Annotated in this window: 16 protein-coding genes and 2 pseudogenes; 10 read left to right on the top strand and 8 right to left on the bottom strand. The window is 68.0% G+C overall.

All coding sequences use genetic code 11. The features are described from left to right. Positions 1-247: 247 nt before the first annotated feature. Together AC07YH_RS19155 and AC07YH_RS19150 are read left to right on the top strand one after the other, a co-directional pair. Positions 248-451: pseudogene (locus tag AC07YH_RS19155) on the top strand (cold-shock protein); the annotation flags it as partial. A gap of 141 nt (positions 452-592) precedes the next feature. Continuing rightward, on the top strand, positions 593-787 hold the full coding sequence (locus AC07YH_RS19150) for a cold-shock protein (protein ID WP_233206781.1): 195 nt from the start codon (positions 593-595) through the stop codon (positions 785-787). A gap of 209 nt (positions 788-996) precedes the next feature. Here the strand turns inward: AC07YH_RS19150 and AC07YH_RS19145 are convergent, their stop codons facing one another. After that, complete coding sequence (locus tag AC07YH_RS19145; RefSeq protein ID WP_494748546.1) at positions 997-3285, bottom strand: NADP-dependent malic enzyme; 2289 nt, start codon at positions 3283-3285, stop codon at positions 997-999. A 335-nt stretch (positions 3286-3620) separates the two neighbouring features. Between AC07YH_RS19145 and uraH the strand changes: the two genes are divergently transcribed. Genes uraH through guaD form a run of 5 tightly spaced genes read left to right on the top strand, consistent with a single transcriptional unit; the run spans position 3621 to position 10030 of the window. Continuing rightward, complete coding sequence (uraH, locus tag AC07YH_RS19140) at positions 3621-3968, top strand: hydroxyisourate hydrolase (RefSeq protein ID WP_494748545.1); 348 nt, start codon at positions 3621-3623, stop codon at positions 3966-3968. Continuing rightward, entirely contained in the window at positions 3968-5416 is a 1449-nt protein-coding gene (gene xdhA / locus AC07YH_RS19135) for a xanthine dehydrogenase small subunit (RefSeq protein ID WP_494748544.1), read from the top strand. The genes uraH and xdhA overlap by 1 nt, the downstream gene beginning before the upstream one ends. Then, positions 5409-7751, top strand: coding sequence for a xanthine dehydrogenase molybdopterin binding subunit (xdhB, locus tag AC07YH_RS19130; RefSeq protein WP_494748543.1), 2343 nt, complete (start codon positions 5409-5411; stop codon positions 7749-7751). The genes xdhA and xdhB overlap by 8 nt, the downstream gene beginning before the upstream one ends. After that, on the top strand, positions 7744-8760 hold the full coding sequence (xdhC, locus tag AC07YH_RS19125) for a xanthine dehydrogenase accessory protein XdhC (RefSeq protein ID WP_494748542.1): 1017 nt from the start codon (positions 7744-7746) through the stop codon (positions 8758-8760). Before xdhB ends, xdhC begins: the two co-directional genes overlap by 8 nt. Beyond that, positions 8747-10030 carry a guanine deaminase gene (guaD, locus tag AC07YH_RS19120; RefSeq protein WP_494748541.1) on the top strand — a complete coding sequence of 428 codons (1284 nt, stop codon included), beginning with the start codon at positions 8747-8749 and terminating at the stop codon, positions 10028-10030. Before xdhC ends, guaD begins: the two co-directional genes overlap by 14 nt. An 81-nt stretch (positions 10031-10111) precedes the next feature. Here guaD and AC07YH_RS19115 read toward each other — a convergent pair. The 5 genes and pseudogenes from AC07YH_RS19115 to AC07YH_RS19095 form a co-directional block, all read right to left on the bottom strand. Next, positions 10112-10174 (bottom strand): annotated as a pseudogene (locus tag AC07YH_RS19115) (hypothetical protein); the annotation flags it as partial. A gap of 2 nt (positions 10175-10176) precedes the next feature. Continuing rightward, positions 10177-11142, bottom strand: coding sequence for a nucleoside hydrolase (locus AC07YH_RS19110; RefSeq protein ID WP_494748540.1), 966 nt, complete (start codon positions 11140-11142; stop codon positions 10177-10179). A gap of 9 nt (positions 11143-11151) precedes the next feature. Continuing rightward, positions 11152-11568 carry an oxalurate catabolism protein HpxZ gene (gene hpxZ / locus AC07YH_RS19105; protein ID WP_494748539.1) on the bottom strand — a complete coding sequence of 139 codons (417 nt, stop codon included), beginning with the start codon at positions 11566-11568 and terminating at the stop codon, positions 11152-11154. After that, positions 11565-12947, bottom strand: coding sequence for an AtzE family amidohydrolase (locus AC07YH_RS19100; RefSeq protein ID WP_494748538.1), 1383 nt, complete (start codon positions 12945-12947; stop codon positions 11565-11567). Before AC07YH_RS19100 ends, hpxZ begins: the two co-directional genes overlap by 4 nt. After that, entirely contained in the window at positions 12944-13162 is a 219-nt protein-coding gene (locus tag AC07YH_RS19095) for a hypothetical protein (RefSeq protein WP_494748537.1), read from the bottom strand. Before AC07YH_RS19095 ends, AC07YH_RS19100 begins: the two co-directional genes overlap by 4 nt. Positions 13163-13379: 217 nt before the next feature. Here AC07YH_RS19095 and AC07YH_RS19090 point away from each other — a divergent pair, with 217 nt between their 5' ends. The 3 genes from AC07YH_RS19090 to AC07YH_RS19080 all read left to right on the top strand — a co-directional run bounded on the left by AC07YH_RS19090 (position 13380) and on the right by AC07YH_RS19080 (position 18786). After that, the gene (locus AC07YH_RS19090; protein ID WP_494748536.1) at positions 13380-14327 is read left to right on the top strand and encodes an acetamidase/formamidase family protein; all 948 of its coding nucleotides are present in this window, start codon (positions 13380-13382) and stop codon (positions 14325-14327) included. 254 nt (positions 14328-14581) lie between these two features. Continuing rightward, positions 14582-17947 (top strand): hypothetical protein, encoded by a 3366-nt coding sequence (locus AC07YH_RS19085; protein WP_494748535.1) that lies wholly within the window; start codon positions 14582-14584, stop codon positions 17945-17947. A gap of 116 nt (positions 17948-18063) precedes the next feature. Then, entirely contained in the window at positions 18064-18786 is a 723-nt protein-coding gene (locus AC07YH_RS19080; protein ID WP_494748534.1) for a YceI family protein, read from the top strand. On the opposite strand, the gene AC07YH_RS19075 is transcribed toward AC07YH_RS19080, so the two are convergent. Together AC07YH_RS19075 and AC07YH_RS19070 are read right to left on the bottom strand one after the other, a co-directional pair. After that, the gene (locus tag AC07YH_RS19075; protein ID WP_494748533.1) at positions 18783-19460 is read right to left on the bottom strand and encodes a TetR/AcrR family transcriptional regulator; all 678 of its coding nucleotides are present in this window, start codon (positions 19458-19460) and stop codon (positions 18783-18785) included. The two genes, AC07YH_RS19080 and AC07YH_RS19075, sit on opposite strands and share 4 nt — an antisense overlap. Further along, entirely contained in the window at positions 19457-20644 is a 1188-nt protein-coding gene (locus AC07YH_RS19070) for a urate hydroxylase PuuD (RefSeq protein ID WP_494748532.1), read from the bottom strand. Before AC07YH_RS19070 ends, AC07YH_RS19075 begins: the two co-directional genes overlap by 4 nt. Between the last annotated feature and the right edge of the window lies 1 nt (position 20645).

Genomic DNA, 20645 nt, shown 5'->3' with positions numbered 1-20645 from the left:
CCTACACCGTTCCAACATCCACCCTGTCCGCGCGCGGCCAGGGTTTTTTCATACCTAGAGGTGCAATCCAGAGTGGCATTCTGGCAACGCTCTCCCCCTGAAGCGCGAATTTTTTACGTCTACCCCGCCCCAAGGCCGATTTTCTCCGTTCAAAGCCCATAGCGCATGGCGCGGTTTTGCGTCATGACTTCCGTCGGAAGGACGCGGGCCGACTATCAGCCCGTCGATTGAGGTGTTTGAGGATAATATGGCGAACGGTGTCGTTAAGTGGTTCAACCCGGCCAAGGGCTTTGGTTTCATTCAGCCCGAGGACGGCGGCCAGGACGTGTTCGTCCACATCGCCGCGGTTGAACGTTCGGGCCTGGCTGGCCTGAACGAAGGTGATCAGGTCAACTACGAGTTGGAAGAAGATCGCCGCTCGGGCAAGACTTCGGCCGGCAACCTGCGCGTCACGGGCCAGGGCGCTGTCCCGGCCGGCGGCGGCCGTGGCGCTCCTGGTGGCGCGCGTCCCCCGCGCAGCTTCGACGCCCCGCGCGGCGGCGGCTACGGTGGTGGCGGCGGCGGTGGCGGCGGTGAAGCCGGCACGGGCGTCGTGAAGTGGTTCAACACCACCAAGGGCTTCGGCTTCATCCAGCCGGACAACGGCGGCGGCGACATCTTCGTGCACATCTCGGCCGTGGAGCGCGCCGGCCTGCGTGGCCTGAACGAAGGCCAGCAAGTCGGCTACGAGCTTGAGCAGGACCGCCGCTCGGGCAAGACCTCGGCCGGCAACCTGCGCATCCTCTAAGGACGCGTCCTAAAGGAAAGGCCGCCCGGACGGACGGCCTTTTCGAAGACTATTGGAAGGCCCCGCCGACGCAGACGCGCCGGACGGGGTCTTTCTGCTTTATGGCTCAAGCGCCGCCGCGAGCGGTTCCGAGGCCTCCAGAGCCCAAACGAAAGGCCCCGCCGATAGCTCGGCGGGGCCTTTGTGCATTCGAGCGAGGCTGGGCGGTTCTAGGCCTCCCGGCGCGCCCGCTCCGAGGCCGCCTGGTTCACGCTGAGCGCCGTCAGGTTGACGATGCCGCGCGCCGTGACGCTGGGCACCAGCACGTGCAACGGCTTGCTCATGCCCAGCAGGATCGGACCGACCAGCAGCGACTCCGTGGCGGCGCTGAGCAGGGTGAGGCCGATATTGGCCGCGTCCAGGGTCGGCATGACCAGCAGGTTGGCCGAGCCCTTCAGCGGGCTGTCGGCGACCATGCGCTCGCGCAGGTGCTGGCTGAGGGCGGCGTCGGCGTGCATCTCGCCATCGACCTCGAGATCGGGCGCCTGCTCGCGCAGGATGGCCAGGGCCTCGCGCATCTTGCGGGCGGTCGGCGAGTTGCTGGCTCCGAACGAGGAGTGCGAGAGCAGGGCGGCCTTGGGCGTCAGGCCAAAGCGCCGGACGGCCTCGGCGGCCAGCTGGGTGCACTCGGCGATCTGCTCGGCGGTCGGGTCCACATTGACGTGGGTGTCGCAGAAGAACAGCGTGCCGTTGTCGAGGATCAGGGTCGACAGGGCGTAGACCCGGCTGACGTTTTCCCGGCGCGGGATGATCGGCAGGGCGTAGGTCATGTGCTGCCACCAGTCGCCGCTACCGCCGACCAGGGCGGCCTCGACATAGCCCGACGACAGCAGCATCGAGGCGGCCACCGTGCGGCGGCCCTCGACGCGGCGCTCGGCGGCCGTTGGCGGCACGCCGCGACGCCCGACCAGCTTCTGGTAGTCGGCGACCAGAGGGCCAAACAGGTCCTTGTCGGTATAGGGATCGACGATCTCGACCTTGCCGCCCAAATCCAGGCGCAGGCCCATCTCGGCGACCTTGGCCTTGATCACCTCGCGGCGGCCGACCAGCACCGGCTGGGCCAGGCCTTCATCGACCACGGTCTGGACAGCGCGCAGCACGCGCTCGTCCTCGCCCTCGGCATAGGCGACCTTCACGGGCGCCTTGCGAGCCCGCTCGAACACGGGGCGCATCAGCTGGCCCGAGCGGTAGACGAACAGCTCCAGCTCGGCCTGGTAGGCGTCGAAGTCGGTGATCGGCCGGGTGGCCACGCCGCTGTCCATGGCCGCCTTAGCGACGGCCGGCGCGATCTGCAGGATCAGGCGCGGGTCGAAGGGCTTGGGGATGATGTATTGCGCGCCGAACACCGGCGCGACGCCGCCATAGGCCGACGCGACCACCTCGGAGGCCTCGGCGCGGGCCAGCTCGGCGATCGCCTCGACCGCCGCGACCTTCATCGCCTCGTTGATCTCGGACGCGCCGACATCCAGCGCGCCGCGGAAGATGAACGGGAAGCAGAGGACGTTGTTGACCTGGTTGGCGTAGTCACTGCGGCCGGTGGCCATGATGGCGTCGGGACGGGCGGCCTGGACCAGCTCGGGCAGGATCTCCGGCTCGGGATTGGCCATGGCCAGGATCAGCGGATTGGGCGCCAGCAACGGCAGCCACTCGGCCTTGAACACGCGCGGGGCCGAGAGGCCCAGGAAGATATCGGCGCCGGCGATCACCTCGCCCAGGGTGCGGGCGTCGGTCTGGCGCGCATAGCGGGCCATGTTGTCGAGCATGTCGTCGTCGCGACCGGCGTACACCACGCCCTTGATGTCGGTCAGGGTGACGTTCTCGACGGGCAGGCCCATCGAGACCAGCAGGTCGACGCAGGCCAGGGCGGCCGCGCCGGCGCCCGAGGTCACCAGCTTGACGTCCTTCAGGGTCTTGCCCTGGACGAGCAGGGCGTTGCGGACGGCGGCGGCGCAGACGATGGCGGTGCCGTGCTGGTCGTCGTGGAAGACCGGGATGTTCATCCGCTCGCGCAGGGTGCGCTCGATGATGAAGCACTCGGGGGCCTTGATGTCCTCGAGATTGATGCCGCCGAAGGTCGGCTCCAGCGCCGCCACCACCTCGATGAAGCGGTCCGGGTCCTCGGCGTCGACCTCGATGTCGAACACGTCGATGCCGGCGAACTTCTTGAAGAGGACGGCCTTGCCCTCCATCACCGGCTTGCTGGCCAGCGGGCCGATATTGCCCAGGCCCAGCACGGCGGTGCCGTTCGAGATCACGGCGACCAGGTTGCCGCGCGCGGTGTAGTCGCGGGCGGTGTCGGGATCGGCAGCGATCGCCTCGCACGGCGCGGCGACGCCGGGGGAGTAGGCCAGGCCGAGATCGCGCTGGGTGGCCATGCGCTTAGTGGCCTCGATGGCCAGTTTCCCGGGCCGCGGCAGACGGTGGTAGTCTAGGGCGGCTTTACGGAAATCCTCGTCCATCGATCGTTCCTCTGGGCGGCCTGCGCGGCGCATCTGGATGGCTTCGTCTCGTTGCGAAGCGTCGAACCTTTGCTACCGGTGTTGGCCCGGCAATTCCAACCCTTCGCCGCCTGACAGGCGATTTTTGTTGGTAGCGGTACCAATTGGTTGGGGCGCTCGCGCCTGCTTCCGGCTCCCATAAGTAATAAATCTATTATATATTGCCTGGGCTTCGGGCGCCTGCCGCCCTGTTCCTCGGCGCTGCTCCTTCGCGGGCCGCCTTGAGGGGCAAGGTGCTGGACAGGGTAAGCGGGGCGACCGAGCATCGACTCGGCAACGAGATCCGAGGGCGGAGCATGAGCGGACTGACGACCCATATCCTCGACCAGGCGTCCGGCCAGCCGGCAGCCGGCGTGACGGTGCGGGTGTCGCGGCGCGAGGGCTCGGACGTTTCGCTGCTGGCGGAATTCCGCACTGACGCCGACGGTCGTGCGCGGCTTGTCGCCGGCGAGGCGCTGGAGGTCGGCGGCTACCGCCTGGAATTCGAGATCGGGGCTTATTTCGCCGTGTCCGGTCTGGCGGTCACCGACCCGCCGTTCCTGGACGTCGTGGTCATCGATTTCGCCGTCGCCAACGTCGAGCAGCACTGGCACGTGCCGCTGCTGGTCTCGCCATACGGCTATTCCACCTACCGGGGCAGCTGATGGGCGCGACGATCCGCTTTCTGCTGGACGGCCAAGTGCAGGAGGTCAAAGGGGCCAACCCGACGACGACCTTGCTCGAGCATCTGCGCGGCCCGATGCGGCGGACCGGGACCAAGGAAGGCTGCGCCGAGGGCGACTGCGGGTCGTGCACGGTGCTGGTCGGCGAGGCGGACGGCGCCAATGGAGAAGGGGGCGTGGCCTGGCGGGCCGTGAACAGCTGCATTCAGTTCCTGCCCATGCTGCATGGCAAGGCGCTGCTGACGGTCGAGAGCCTGGCGAAAGACGGCGCGCTGCATCCGGTGCAGCAGGCGATGGTCGAGAAGCACGGGTCCCAGTGCGGCTTCTGCACGCCCGGCATCGTCATGTCGCTGTACGGCCGGGCGATCGCGGCCAAGGGCGCGACCGCGCCGGTCGGCGAGGTGCTGGCCGGGAACCTGTGCCGCTGCACCGGCTATGGGCCGATCATCGAGGTGGCCAAGGGCGTGGCGGCCGAGGCGGCGCCGGCGGTCGATCTGTCGGCGGTGCGCGACGAGACGATGCTGAGCCTCGCCTATGCGGACGAAATCCATGGCGTTACCCGGACATGGCTTTCGCCGCGTACGGTCGATGAGCTGGCCCAGGCCTATCTGGAACATCCGGACGCGACGATCGTGGCCGGCGCGACCGATGTCGGCCTATGGGTCACCAAGCAGCGGCGTCCGCTGCCGACCCTGATCAGCGTGTCCGAGGTCGCCGAACTGAAGGCGCTGGAGGAGACGGCCGAGGGGCTGCGGATCGGCGCGGGCGTTCGCTATGTCGATGCGATCGAGGCGGTGGCCAAGCTCTATCCGGACCTGGGTGCGATGATGCGGCGGCTGGGTTCGACCCAGGTGCGCAACAGCGGCACGATCGGCGGCAACATCGCCAACGGCTCGCCGATCGGCGACATGCCGCCGGCCTTGATCGCGGCCGGCGCGACCCTGGTGCTGCGGCGGGGCGACGAGCGGCGCGAGATGGCGCTAGAGGCGTTCTTCCTCGATTACGGCAAGCAGGACCGCCGGCCCGGCGAGTTCGTCGAGGCGGTGATCGCGCCGAAGCTGGACGCTGGCCGGATCTTCAAGGTCTTCAAGCTGTCCAAGCGGTTCGACCAGGACATCTCGGCGGTGTGCGGGGCGTTCTCGCTGGCGATCGAAGATGGTGTCGTCGCCGATGCCCGTATCGCGTTCGGCGGCATGGCCGGCACGCCCAAGCGGGCCACGGCCTGCGAGGCGGCGCTGATCGGCCAGCCGTGGACCGAGGCGACGATCGAGGCCGCGATGGCCGCGCTCGACACCGACTACCAGCCGATGAGCGACATGCGCGCCTCGGCCGCCTATCGGTCGCTGACGGCGCGGAACATGCTGCGCAAGGTGTTCCTGGAGCGCCAGGACGTCGAGACCCGCGTGGTTCCGGAGAGCGCCCATGGCTGACTCCGGCGCGACCGTCTCGCCGTTCCAGGGCGTCTCCGCACCGCTGCCGCATGACAGCGCGGCGCGGCACGTGGCGGGCTCGGCGGTCTATATCGACGACATGCCCGAGCCGGCGGGGCTGCTGCACATCGCGTTCGGCATGAGCGCCAAGGCGCATGCTCGGATCACCCGGATGGACCTGTCGGCCGTCCGCGCTGCGCCCGGCGTGGTGCTCGTGATCAGCGCCGAGGACATCCCCGGCGAGAACGACGTCAGCCCGGTCATCCACGACGACAAGCTGTTCGCCGCCAGTGAAGCTTTGGGGGGCGAGGTCTATTGCGTCGGCCAGAGCCTGTTCGCCGTGGCCGCGACCTCGCTCGCCGCCGCTCGCGCGGCCGTGGGCAAGGCCGTGGTCGAGTACGAGGAACTGCCGGCCGCCATCGACATCGCCGCCGCGCGTGACATGGATCTCAAGATCGAGACCTCGCAGCGCATGACGCGCGGCGACGCCCAAGCGGTTCTGGCGACTTCGCCCCGCCGCGTGCAGGGCAAGTTCGCGATCGGCGGCCAGGACCACTTCTATCTCGAAGGCCAGATCGCGCTGGCCACGCCGCGCGAGGACGGCGACGTCCACGTCTGGTCCTCGACCCAGCACCCCACCGAGGTGCAGCACCTGATCGCCCGCGTGCTGGGCAAGCCCGACCACAGCGTCACCGTCGAGGTGCGCCGCATGGGCGGGGGCTTTGGCGGCAAGGAGACGCAAGCCTCGCTGTTCGCCGCCGCCGCAGCCCTGGTCGCCGTAAAGACCGGCCGTCCGGCCAAGGCCCGTCCGGACCGCGATGAGGACATGGTCATGACCGGCAAGCGGCATGACTTCGAATGCGCCTACGACGTCGGCTTCGACGAGGATGGAAGGCTGACGGGCCTGTTCCTAGAGCTGGCCTCGCGCTGCGGGGCGACGACCGACCTCTCCATGGCGATCAACGACCGGGCGATGTTCCACGCCGACAACGCCTATTTCCTGCCGGCCATCGAAATCCTGTCGCACCGCTTCAAGACCCACACGGTCTCGAACACCGCCTTCCGGGGCTTTGGCGGACCGCAGGGGATGCTGGCCATCGAGCGGGTGATGGACGCCGTCGCCGCCGAGGTCGGGATCGATCCGCTGGAGGTGCGCCGCCGCAATCTCTACGGCGGCGAGGGCCGCAACCTCACGCCCTACCACCAGGTGGTGGAAGACAATGTCGCGCCGCAGCTGATCGACGAGCTGTCGGCCTCGTGCGCCTACGCGGCCCGCCGCCGCGAGATCGAGGCCTTCAACGCCAAGAGCCCCGTGCTCAAGAAGGGCATCGCCCTGACGCCGGTGAAGTTCGGCATCTCGTTCACGACGACCTTCCTGAACCAGGCCGGCGCGCTGATCCACCTCTACGCCGACGGCTCGATCATGCTGAACCACGGCGGGACCGAGATGGGGCAGGGGCTGAACATCAAGATCGCCCAGATCGTCGCCAACGCCTTCCAGGTCGAGGTCGGTCGGGTGAAGATCACCTCGACCGTCACCGACAAGGTGCCCAACACCTCGGCCACCGCCGCCTCGTCGGGCGCGGACCTGAACGGCATGGCGGCGCTCAATGCGGCCGAGACCATCAAGGCGCGGCTCGTCGCGTTCGCCGCGAAGAAGTGGGACTGCCCCGAGCACGACATCGCCTTCACGCCCGAGGGCGTGCGGGTCTGCGGCGAGACCTTCGAGTTCGGCTGGTTCATCCGCCAGGCCTATCTGGCGCGCGTGTCGCTCTCCTCGACCGGCTACTACGCCACGCCCAAGATCCACTACGACCGCGCCACCCATACGGGCCGGCCATTCTACTACTTCGCCTATGGCGCGGCCTGCAGCGAGGTGCTGATCGACACCCTGACCGGCGAGATGAAGGTCACCCGCGCCGACATCCTGCACGACGTCGGCAAGTCGCTGAATCCGGCCATCGATCTCGGCCAGATCGAGGGCGGCTTCATCCAGGGCATGGGCTGGCTGACCACCGAGGAGCTGGTCTATGACGCGCAAGGCCGCCTGCGGACCCACGCGCCCTCGACCTACAAGATCCCGACCATCGGCGACCGCCCGGCGCATCTGGACGTGCGCCTGTGGAAGGCCGGCCGCAATGTCGAGGCCACGGTGCACCGCTCCAAGGCCGTCGGCGAGCCGCCGTTGATGCTGGCGATCTCGGTCTATTCGGCGATCAACCACGCGGTGGCCAGCGTTGGCGACTACAAGATCTTGCCGCAGCTCGACGCGCCCGCGACGCCCGAGGCGATCCTGATGGCCTGCGAGGATGTGCGGAGGCGCGTCCATGCGTAACTGGGCCCGCGCCGCCCTGGCTCGTCTCGACGCCCACGACGAGGCCGCCCTGGTCACCGTCCTGGCGACCGAAGGCTCGGCCCCGCGCGAGGCCGGGACCAAGATGGTCGTCTGGCGCGAGGGCCAGTCCGGCACCATCGGCGGCGGCAATCTGGAGCACCGCGCGACCGACCAGGCCCGGCGGATGCTGGACGGCAGCCAGGCCCATTTCGCGATCCAGGACTATCCATTGGGCCCGCTGTTGGCCCAGTGCTGCGGCGGCCGCGTGCGCCTGTTCCTGGAGCGCCTGAACGACAACAGCCGCGACTGGCTGACCGAAGTGGCCAAGCGCATGGACGCGGCCCAGCCGTTCGAGGTTCGCACGCGCTTTGATCCGGGCCTGCTGACCAAGGTGGTCGCGCCGATCCTCTCGACCGACGCCGAAGGGCCGGCGGTCTCGTTCGGCCAGGCCGCCGCGACCGCCCGTGGCGCACGCCCCGAGCTGGGCGACGTCATGGTCGAGCGCGCCGACGCGCCGCGTCCGCCGCTGCTGCTGTTCGGCGCCGGTCATGTCGGCCAGGCGATCGCCAAGGCCTTCGAGCCGCTGCCGTTCCGCCTCTTCTGGTACGACACCCGCTCCGAGACCGCCGACATCCCAGGCGTCACCGTGCTGACCCCCGCCGAGGTCGCTGCCAAGGCCATGGGGGCGGGGCCCGACGCCTATGGCCTCGTCTTGACCCACGACCACGCCCTGGACTACGCGCTCGTCTCGGCCGGCCTGGCCGGCGGCGGGTTTTGTTTCTTCGGCGTCATCGGTTCGAAGACCAAGCGCGCTAGGTTCATGAGCCGGTTGCGAGACGATGGTTTCTCAGCGGCGGTGCTGACCCGCCTGACCAGTCCCATCGGCCTGCCGCAGCTGAAGAGCAAGGCGCCCGAAGTGATCGCGGTCTCGGTGGCGGCCGACCTCCTGATGCGCCAGGAAGCGGCGCGGATTCGAAACGACGAAGGCCTGATCAGTGCAAGCTTATAGGGCGTCGATCCTCCACCTGCTGGATGATCCGACGAAAGACGCGGAGGCGGTCGCCTTCCACGAGGACGGCCTGTTGCTGGTCGAGGACGGCCGGGTGGCCGGCTGCGGGAGCTATGCCGAGCTGTCGCCGTGGCTGGGCGAGGCCGAGCTGCACGATCTCACCGGCCATTTGATCACCCCGGGCTTCATCGACACCCACATCCACTTCCCGCAGGTCGACGTCATCGCCGCCCACGGCAAGCAGCTGCTCGACTGGCTGGAGCAGCACACCTTCCCGGCCGAGGCGGCGTTCGCCGATCCCAAGCACGCGGCCGACACGGCGGCGTTCTTCATCGACGAGCTGCTGCGCAACGGCACGACGACGGCGCTGGTGTTCGGCTCGGTGCACAAGGTCTCGGTCGACGCTCTGTTCGCCGAGGCCTACGACCGCGACATGCGGCTGATCGCCGGCAAGGCGCTGATGGATCGCAACGCGCCAGACGGCCTGACCGACACCGTCGAGGGCAGTCGCGCCGACATGGAAGCGCTGATCGCCGACTGGCACGGCAAGGGTCGGCTGGGCTACGCGGTCACGCCGCGCTTCGCGATCAGCTGCAGCGACGAACAGCTGGCCATGGCCGGCGAGGTGCTGGCCGCCCATCCCGACGTCTGGATGCAGACCCACCTGTCGGAGAACATCCACGAGATCAAGGAGACGGCGCGCCTGTTCCCGGCCGCCAAGGACTATCTCGACGTCTACGACCGCTTCGGCCTGCTGCGCGAGCGCTCGGTCTTCGCCCACTGCGTCCACCTGAAGGGCGAGGCGTTCCGGCGGCTGGCGGCCAAGGGCGGGGCGGTGGCGTTCTGCCCGACCTCGAACCTGTTCCTCGGCTCGGGCCTGTTCCCGCTGGAGGAGGCCTGTTCGCACGGGGTGAAGGTCGGCGTCGGCACAGATGTCGGCGCGGGGACGACGTTCTCGATCCTCCATACGTTGGGCGAGGCCTACAAGGTCGGCCAGTTGCGCGGCGATGCGCTGGACCCGTTCCAGGCGCTGTATCTCGCGACCCTGGGTGGGGCGCGGGCGCTGGATCTGGGTGACAAGATCGGCAATCTGGAGCCGGGCAAGGAAGCCGACTTCGTGGTGCTGGACCTGGCTGCCACACCGCTGATGGCGCGGCGGCTGTCCGAGACCCGGAGCTTGGAGAACAAGCTTTTCGCGCTGACGGTGCTGGGCGATGACCGGGTGGTGGCCCGGACGTACCTGGCGGGTGTGGAGCGGTATCGGCGTTAAGCGCCGCACAGGCCCCCACCTGACCTCGCTGTGCGAGGTCTGTCCGCCCCCAAACGGGGCGGAGAATAAACCGCGCCCCGCCTAGCAGGAGGAAGCTCTCCTCCCCCTTTGGGGGAGGGGGACCGCCGAACGGCGGTGGAGGGGCCTTACCCGTGCGCCGCCTTCATCGTGTCGGCGTAGAGCTTCAGCAGACGATCACCATCGACCGCCACCGTCGCCGCCTGAATTGGCATGTCATCCCAAGCGCTCGGCCCGAACAGCTCCCCTTCAGGGCTCTGGCACGTCTGACCCAGCGTGATGCCCTCGGTCACCACGCGCACCGAACCGCGGCGTACCTGGAACAGCGTCGGATCGATCACGAACGCCACCGCCGCCGCGTCATGCACGCAGCAGCCGACGATGCCGTCACGGCCGCCGTAGAACGCCGCATAGGGCTTGGAGATGGCGTTCAGGAACTGGCCGGCGTCGCTGCCGCCCGCCGCCAGCGCTTCCATATATTCCGGCGACATCACCACCTGGGTGGTCACGTCCAGGCTCACCGCAGTGAGCGACCACGGCGCGGTGAACACCTGGTCCGCCGCTTCCGGGTCGTTCCAGATATTGGCCTCGGCCACCGGGGTGACGTTGCCCGGTTTGCCGGCCACGCCGAACGCGCCGCCCATGATCACCACGGACTTCAGCAAGGTCGCGACTTCCGGATCGGCCTTCAGCGCCAGGGCCAGGTTGGTCAGCGGACCTACGGCGCACAGCACCACCTCGCCCGGATACTGGCGGGCCAGATCGATGATCGCCTGGTGAGCGGGCTTGGCTTCCGGCTCGGCCGGGACCAGGCCGGTCAGCTCGACATCGCCCAGGCCGTTCTCGCCATGCACGAAGGTCGGCGACGGGTTGCGCGGACGGGTCAGCGGCTTGTCCGTACCCTTGTAGATCGGCGCCTTCAGGCCAAAACGGTCCTTCAGGTACAGCGCGTTGCGCGTCGTGGTCTCGATGTCGGAATTGCCGAAGATGGTCGTCACCGCGATCAGGTCGAGGGCGGGGCTCGCCTCGATGAACAGCAGCGCCATGGCGTCGTCGATGCCGGGGTCGGTGTCGAAAATGATCTTGGTCGTCATGGGTGGGCTCTAGCGCTTTTCGTCGTTCGAGGCGAGGCGCTGATCGCTCCCGCCCTGCATCAGGGACACGTGGGCCGAGGCGACTTTCCAGCCGTCCTCGGTGCGGATCCAGGTCTGGCTCTGGCGGCCGATCTTGCCGCTGTCGTCGCGGCGGAACTCGACATTGGCCACGGCGAAGTCCGAACCGAAGGTCGTGATCTCCGTCCGCAGCCGTGTACGCGGCGGCGAGCCGCCGGCGCGGCCCACACGGAAGGCGGCGATCTCGGCGAAGCTCCAGAGGTTCTCGGCCACGCCCAGCCGCACGGTGTGGGCTGAGTTCCAGAACGCGCCGTCCAGAGCCTGGACGTCGTTGCTCATCAGCGCCGCCTCGTAGGCGTCCACGAGCGCCGTGACCTCGGCGAGTACGGCGGGATCGTTGACGATCATAGGGCGCCTTTCGGAGGATGCGCCGCGACCACGCCCGCGCGCTGCAGGCGCAGGGCGGCGGCGAAGGCCAGGTCCTCGCGCCAGGGCGGGGCGATCAGCTGGACGCCGACCGGCAAGCACCCCGGCCGGTTCACCGGCGCGGCGACGACCGGCAGGCCGATATAGCTGATCGGCTGGGTGAAGGCGCCGAGGTTCTTGCGGACCGAGACCGGGACGCCGTCCATCTCCATCGTCGCCTGGCCGATCGGCGGGGCGGGGCAGACCGACGACGGGGCCAGCAGGACATCATACCGCCGGAAGGCCTCGCGGACCTCGTCGCGGAAGATGGTGCGGAAGCGTTGGGCGGCTTCGTGCACGCCTTTCGGCAGCAGCGCGCCAGCTAGCAGGCGGTCGCGGACGGCGGGGTCGTAGTCCATGGCCCGCGCGGCCAGGTCGGCGTGATGCAGCTCGCCGCCCTCGAAGGCGGTGAGCGTGAAGGCGGCGGCGCGGGCGGCGACCGCGCTGGGCAGGGTGACGAGATCGTCGGCCTTCAGCGCAGAGGCGACGCAGGCGAGGGCCTCGAGCACCTCGGGGAAAACACCCTGCTGGAACCAGCCGCCCAGCACGCCGGCGCGCAAGGGGCGCTCGGCCAGGTCGTCGAGGCGCTCGGCCAGCGGTTCGGCTGCGCGCACGCAGATGGGGTCGCCGCCCGGATCAGGGCCCTGGAGCACGTCGTAGGCCACCGCCAGGTCCTCGATCGACCGCGCGAACGGGCCGACATGGTCCAGGCTCTCGACGAACGGGAAGACGCCCTGACGCGACAGGCGGCCATAGGTCGGCTTCAAGCCGAACACGCCGCACAGGCCGGCCGGGATGCGGATCGAGCCGTTGGTGTCCGAACCCAGGGTCAGCGGGACCAGCCCCGCCGCCACGGCCGCCGCCGAACCGCCCGACGAACCGCCGGCGATCCGCGTCGGATCGTGCGGATTGCGGACCGGACCGTCGTGGGCGTTCTCGGTGACGAAGCCGTAGGCGAATTCGTCCATGTTCAGCGCGCCCACCAGGATCGCCCCGGCGGCGGTCAAGCGCTGGACCAGGGTCGCGTCATGCTGGGGCGGGGCGGCGTCGCGGCGAATCTTCGAGCCGGCCAGGGTCGGCAGGCCCTCGAGGTCGAACAGGTTCTTGACCGCGAACGGCACGCCCGCCAGCGGACCCGTGACGCGGCCGGAATCGACCGCGTCGGCGGCGGCCAGCGCCCGTTCGGCGGTGACAGCGGTGAAGGCGTTGATCCCGCCATCCAGGCGGGCGATGCGCGACAGGGTGGCCTCTGTCACCGCCCGGGCGGTGACGCGGCCGGCGCGGACCTCGCCGGCGATCTCGACGACGCTGGCGAAGCTCACGGCTGGAACGTCTCCGGGGTCTCGCCCGCGTGGTCGCCCAGCGCGGTCACGAACAGCTCGGCCTGGGCGCGCAGCAGGGCGACATTGTCGATCACGGTCGGCAAGACGTCCGGCGGCAGCACGAGGTCCCGCGCCGCCGCGCGGGCGGCGGTCCACGGCGCGATCTCGTGATCCTTCAGGTCCAGGAAGGCCTTGGTCTCCGCGTCCAGCGCCATGCGATCCTCTCAAGTAAGAAAAAACTTCATACACCCGGGTTCGCCGGAGTCGCCAGCCCTGCGCGGCGTGGAAGGGCGCAGCGCCCAAGCCGGCGTCATTCCCGCGCGGGATCGCCCGCGTGACGGGCAGGGAAGGGTGATCGTCGTGCCCACCGCGCGCCAGGCCTAGGAGCCGCGCCCGCGCCAGCGCGAGATGCGCTTGTAAGAAGGAACTTACTTGATGGCGCATCACCGGCTGGCTTCCACGCCCGACACCGTCCGCTTCGGCATGTTCGACGCGGCGTTCGACCCCGTGCTGACGGTCCAGTCCGGCGACAGCGTCACCTTCGAGTGCGTCTCGGGCGGCGTCGAGGTGATGCCGCCATCGGGCTCGCCCTACACCGTGCCGTCCGCGCTCCAGGCGATCCACGACAGCAAGCCCGAGCGCATCGGTCCGCACATCCTGACCGGTCCCGTCGCCATCGCCGGCGCCGAGCCGGGCGACATGCTGGAGGTGCGCATCGAGGCCATCGAGCCCAACAACGACTGGGGCTATTGCGCCGTGCGCCCGCTGGCCGGGACCCTGCCGGAGGACTTCCCCGAGCGCTATGTCAGCCACATCGCCGTCGACCGCGCCGCCGGGACCTGCAAGCCGGCGTGGGGCCCCGAGCTGCCGCTGGCCCCGTTCTTCGGCACCATGGGCGTCGCGCCGCCCGCCCGGTACGGCCGCCTCTCCAGCCGAGAGCCGCGCGAGCACGGCGGCAACATGGACAACAAGGAACTGGTCGCCGGCTCGACCCTCTACCTGCCGGTCTGGGTGGCGGGCGCGAACTTCTCGGTCGGCGACGGCCATGGTCGCCAGGGCGACGGCGAGGTCTGCGTCAACGCGCTGGAGATGGGCCTGACCGGGACCTTCACCTTCGTGCTGCACAAGGCGGGCGAGCCCTTCAAATGGCCCCGCGCGGAGACCAAGACCCACTACATCCTGATGGGCTTCAATGAAGACCTGGACCTGGCCATGAAGCAGGCCCTGCGCCAGACGATCGACTTCATCACCGCGCGCTCCAGCCTGACCCGCGTGCAGGCCTACCAGTTCTGCTCCCTGGCCGTGGACTTCCGCGTCACCCAGACCGTTAACGGCGAGAAGGGCGTCCACGCGCTGCTGGCCAAGGGCCTGTTGTTCTAGGCGCTCTACTTTTGGGTGCGGTCTTCGTTGTGTGCGAAATCACTAATTTCGCGCGAGCGTCGGGCCCGTCAGCCTTCACACGATCGACGCAAATCCCAAGACCACAAGGGGGCGCTGTCCCAAAGCGGCACGGATGGCGCGTTGCGGCACAGCTTTTATCGTTAATTTTCCCGTAAACGCTGAAAGCCTTTCGGTCCACGTCTTGCACTCGCTAGGTCACGCTGAGGTTGCAGCTTGTTCTGAGGGGTTGGGCAATGGATTATCGGGGCACTGAGCGCGCGGACGTTCTGACCGGCGGCGCTGAAAACGACGTGATCTACGGGTTCGGCGGAAACGACACCCTGAAGGGTGGCGCGGGCGATGACGTCTTGGCCGGCAACGACGGCAACGACATCCTGCAAGGCGGCGACGGCGACGACTACATCCTGGGCGGCGCCGGCAACGACACCATCGACGGCGGCGCCGGCAACGACTGGGCGGCCTATGAGGACGCCACGGCCGGCGTGAAGGTCGACCTCAACATCACCGTCGCCCAGAACAACATCGGCTCGGGCACGGACAAGTTGACCGGGATCGAGAACGTCTACGGCTCGGATTTCAACGACACCCTGATCGGCGACGCCAACGACAACATGATGGTCGGCGGCGCGGGCAACGACACGGTCAGCGGCGGCAAGGGCAACGACACCCTGTGGGGCAGCGCCGGCAATGACACGCTGGATGGCGGCGACGGCGACGACTACCTGGTCGGCGGCGCGGGCGACGACATCGTCAAGGGCGGCGCGGGCGTGGACTGGGCCTCGTACGAGGACGCCACGGCCGGCGTGACCGTCGACCTGACCAAGACCACGCAGCAAGACACCATCGGCGCGGGCAAGGACACCTTGAGCGATATCGAGTTGCTCTACGGGTCGAAGTTCGACGACGTCCTGACCGGCGACGCCAAGGACAACTACCTGTGGGGCTCGGACGGCAATGACAAGCTGTACGGCGGCGCGGGCGACGACCACCTGTCGGGCGGCATGGGAACCAACGTGGTCGATGGCGGCGACGGCTTCGACACGGTCGACTACGCGTTCAGCGACCGTGGCGTGGTGGTCGAACTGGACGTGAACCGCGCGTACAGCCGCGATGGTACGAACGCGATCAAGGACACGCTGGTCTCGATCGAAGCCGTCATGGGCTCGGCCTATGACGACATCATCTACGGCAACGCGGCCGAGAACTATCTGTTCGGCGACGCCGGCAACGACATGCTGGTCGCCAGCGGCGGCAACGATACGCTGGACGGCGGCGATGGCGACGACCGCGTCGTCAGCAGCTTCACCAGCAACGGCGAGATGCTGTTGGGCGGCGCCGGCAACGACCGGCTGGTCATGTCCGGTTCCGGTACGGCGATGCTGGACGGTGGCGACGGCGACGACATCATCGTGCTGTCGGGCATGTTCAGCGACGCCACGGTGCACGGCGGCGCGGGCTCGGACACCCTCCAGCTGATGAACGGCTACAACACCAACGGCCGAGGCGCGGAGATCGACCTGTCGATCACCACCCGCCAGCAGACGGGCTACCAAGCCTATGCGACGGTGGCCGGCGTCGAGAACGTCATCGGCACCAGCTTCAACGACAAGATCAAGGGCGACGCCGGGAACAACGTTCTGGACGGCTACCTGGGCGACGACCTGATCGATGGCGGCGCGGGCTTCGACGTCGCTTCGTACGACTCGGTGTTCACGGCGGTGCGGGTCGATCTGTCGAAGGCCGGTGTGGCCCAGGACACCTTGGGCGCGGGCGTCGACACCCTGGTCAATATCGAAGGGGTCAAGGGCTCGGCCTTCAGCGACATCCTGATTGGCGGCGCCAAGGACGACAGCTTCGAAGGCGGGATGGGCGACGACATCATCGATGGCGGCGCCGGGACCGACACCGCGATCTATCGCGGCGCGTCCAAGGACTACACCTGGACCAAGAACACCAACGGGACCTGGACGGTGCGCGGCGCCGAGGGCGTCGACACCCTGCTGAACATCGAGAAGCTGCAGTTCACCGACAAGACGGTGACCCTGCCGTCCTCGGCGGCGACGGTCACCCTCAGCGACTTGACCAAGGCCAAGGTCATCGCCAGCTCGACCACCGGCGACTTCCGCGACGCCGTGATCTCGGCCGACGGTCGCACGGTCTATGTCTCGGACAAGGATGGCTACGTCACCGCGATCAACGCCCAGAGCGGCGAAGTGACGGCGCATATCAAGGTGGGGACGGTGCTCGGCGGCATGGACGTCTCGCGCGACGGTCGTTTCCTGGTCGTGGCCGAACAGTCGGTCACGAACGTGAACGTCGAACAGAACACCGCCACCGCCACGGCCCACGTTCTCGACCTGAAGACCGGCGTGGTCACCGACTACACCACGCCCACCACAGGCTGGGACAGGGGTTTCGCGGACGCGGCGTTCATGGTGGGCAACACCGTCGTCCTGACGCAAGAGGTCAATGGCGGCGGCTTCGTGCCGATCACGACGTTCAACCCCTATGTGGGCGTCATGACGCGTGGGACGACGAGCTACTATGACTATGCCACGCTGGTGACCAGCCATGACGGCGGCTTCACCGCGGTGGCGCCTCAGGGGCTCACCGCCGGGCCGATCGCGGTGTTCGACACCGCGCTGAAGCCGCTGAATACGGAATATGTTCAGTCGACCGACGGGACCAACACCGGAGGCGTGGCGGTTTCCAACAACGGCCTGGTGACGGCGCAGCAGACCATCGGCGGGATCCAAATCTACGACAGCAAGCTGAACTTCCAGTTCAACCTGACGGCCTCGCATCCGGAGATCACCAGGATCTATGGTCTGGATTTCAGCGCCGACGGACAGCACCTGTTCGTCGTCGACGCCATCACCGACAAGATCTACGAATTCTCGACCAAGACCTGGGCTCTGGAGCAGGTGTTCGCCGTGGGCGTGGATATCGGCGGGGGCGCGCCGGACTACTACAGCGCTGCGTTCGGCAATCGTGTCGCCATCAGTGATGACGGCGATCGCATGGTCATCTTCAGCAGCTCAAGCGTCGTTTCCGTCAACATGCTGGACTTGAAGCCGACCGGTGAGGTGATCGATACGGGCGCCGCGCGCGTGCTGGTCGGCGGCAATGGCGTCGATCTTCTGGTCGGTGGCATTGGCAACGACGTTCTGAACGGCGGCAAAGGGACCGATACCCTGAGCGGCGGCGCCGGCGCCGATGTCTTCAAGTTCATGGCCGGTGACGGGGTCTTCGAGACGCATCTGTACCTGGTCGACACGATCCTGGACTTCAGCGCAGAGGACAAGCTGGCCTTCTCCGGCGCGCCGGCGGTCGTGAAGGAGACCGACATCCTGCGCATGACCGCGGACTACAACTTCAACACGGGCAAGATCAGCGACGCTTCGGCCCTGCTGATCGAGGCCTATAACAACCAGATCCAGATTGGGGCGCTGAGCCAGAAATACCTGATCGTCAGCGCCGGCTTCGACACCTATGTCGTCGCCGACAATGACCCAGCCCATGCCGGCTACGACCAGGTCGTCCTGCTGAAGAACGTGTCCTCGTCCCTGGTGACCGCGGACATGTTCACCGCCGCCTAAGCGCCCCCTTCCGCAACCTCTGCCCGGTCCCCTACGTTGACGTTTCGTCGGCGTAGGGGCCTCCTGCTCCGGCATGACGCCCGGCGGTCAGACCGGGGTCTTGGAGAGGGAAGCGCATGAGATCGATCCTGCCCGTCGTGGCGCTGCTCGCGGTCGCCGCCTGTTCGCCGCAGCCCGCCGACAAGAAGGCCGACACGCCGCTCGTCGCCGCGCCGCCGGCCAGCACCGCGCTGAAGCCGCCGAAGGCCGACATCCCGGCCGGCGACTACACGCTGGACAAGCACCACGCGACGCTGGTGTTCCGCGTCAGCCACCTGGGCTTCTCGAACTACACGGCGGCCTTCGCCGACTTCGACGCCAAGCTGAAATTCGATCAGAACAACGCCGGCGCCAGCGCGCTGGAGGCGACGGTCAACCCGATGTCGCTGACCCTGCCGGCCCCGCCCGAGGGCTTCCTGGCCGAGCTGACCGGGGCGCAGTGGCTGAACACCGCGACCTATCCGGCCATCACCTTCAAGTCGACCAAGATCGAGACCACCGGCCCCGACACGGGCAAGGTCACCGGCGACCTGACCCTGCACGGCGTCACCAAGCCGGTCGTGCTGGATGTCACCTACAACGGCGGCTATCCGGGCCATCCGATGGACCCGCACGCCCGCGCCGGCTTCTCGGCCAAGGGAACGTTCAAGCGCTCGGACTTCGGCATCGCCTACGGCGTCCCGGCTCCGGGCACGACCATGGGCGTCAGCGACGAGGTCCAGGTGGCGATCGAGGCCGAGTTCAGCGGTCCGCCGCTGGCGACCGCGCCGGCCGCGGCGACGGCTCCCGCCAAGCCCTAGAGCGCGCCGCGCGTCAGGTAGCCTTCCAGCAGCGCAAGCGCGTGGTCCAGCCGCGCCTTGCGCCACTCGGGAGCGCTCATGTCGGTGTCCAGCGTGGCCGACAGCGAATAGCCGTTGGCCAGATGGAAGCGGCTCATGGCCGCGATGGTCACGTAGATCTGCACCGGATCGAGATCGGGGCCGAAGACGCCCTGGCGCTGACCGCTCTCGATCAGCTTCTCCATGGTGTTGCGCAGCGGGAAGGCGGTCTCGGTGACCACCTTGGACTGCGAGGCGAACTTGCCGTGTTGCAGGTTCTCGTTGCGCAGCAGGCCCTCGAAGCGCGGGTTCTTCTCGAAATAGTCGAAGGTGAAGCGCTGCAGTTCGAGGAAGCCTTCCAGCGGCTTTTCGAAGTCGATCTTCAGCTCGGCCTCGCGCGAGCGCAGGTCCATGTAGGCGGCTTCGAGGACGGCCATGTACAGGCCCTTCTTGTCCCCGAAGTAGTGGTACAGCATCCGGATGTTGCACTTGGCGGCCTTGACGATCCGCTCGATGCGCGCGCCGGCGAAACCAGCTTGGGCGAATTCCTTCAAGGCCGCGGCGAGGATCGCCTTGCGGGTCCGCTCGGCATTGCGCTTGCGGGGAGCGCTTTCCGTGTCGGTCTTCGTGGTCGCGTCCAGGACGGCGTCGGTCACGGGATCTTGGCTCCCTGATTGATCCAGGCGCCCAGCTGGGCGCGCTCCTCTACAGTCATGCTTGTCTCGTTGCCAAGGGGCATGCTGGTCGAGAGCACCGCGCGCTCGCGGATTTTCGGCGCATAGGTACGGATATGCTCAGGGTTGTCGAAGGTCGCGCCCAGCGGCGGCGCCGAGAAGCCGGCGTGCGTCGGCGTGGCGCTATGGCACATGACGCAATGCTTCTGGACGATCGCCTGGGCGGTGGCGAACGGGACCGGCGTGGTGATCTCGACCTTGTCCTTCGGCTTCGTGCTCGCGACCACCGTGGCGCCAAACACCAGCATCGCGCCGTAGAACAGGAAGTCGTGGCGGATCTTGCCGTGGTGCTTGAGCAGGAAGAACTGCCGGATCGAGATGCCGCCGGCGCTGATCATCGCCAAGAGCAGCCAGCTTAGCGGATGGCCCGTGACCATCGGATAGTGGTTGCTGATCATGATGAAGATGACCGGCAGCGTCATGTAGGTGTTGTGCACCGACCGCTGCTTGCCCATCGCGCCCAGGCGCGGATCGACGGTGCGGCCGGCCAGCATGTCGGCGACGATCCGGCGCTGGTTGGGGATGATCACCAGGAAGACGTTGGCGACCATGGCCGTGCCGATGATCGCGCCGACGTGGATGAAGGCCCCGCGGTCGCTGAACAGCTTCGACAGCGCATAGGCCGCGCCGGTCAGGGCGCCGAACCAGACGATCCCGAACCACAGACCACGCTGGCCCAGCGGCGAGCGGCACAGCGCCTCGTAGACCGCCAGTCCGCCGAAGATGAAGGCCAGGCCCGTTCCGATCGCCGCCGGCTGGCTGAACGCGTGCTTGGCGGTGTCGATCAGATAGACCGGCGCCTGCCAGTAGTAGAGCACGATCAGCAGCGCGAAGCCCGACAGCCAGGTGGTGTAGGCCTCCCATTTGAACCAGTGCAGGTGGTCGGGCATGTGCGCCGGAGCGACCATGTACTTCTGCGAATGGTAGAAGCCGCCGCCATGCACGGCCCACAGCTCGCCCTTGACGCCATCCTTCTCGGGAACCGGCGCGCGCAGGTTGTTGTCCAGCCAGACGAAGTAGAACGACGCCCCGATCCAGGCGACGCCGGCGATCACGTGCAGCCAGCGAAGGCCAAGGTTCAGCCAGCCGGGAAGGTCGTAGTCCATC

The organism is Caulobacter sp. GW456-12-1-14-TSB4, assembly GCF_059424195.1.
The sequence above is the reverse complement of the archived record's forward strand: the minus strand, read 5'-3'. Positions and strand labels throughout refer to the sequence as shown.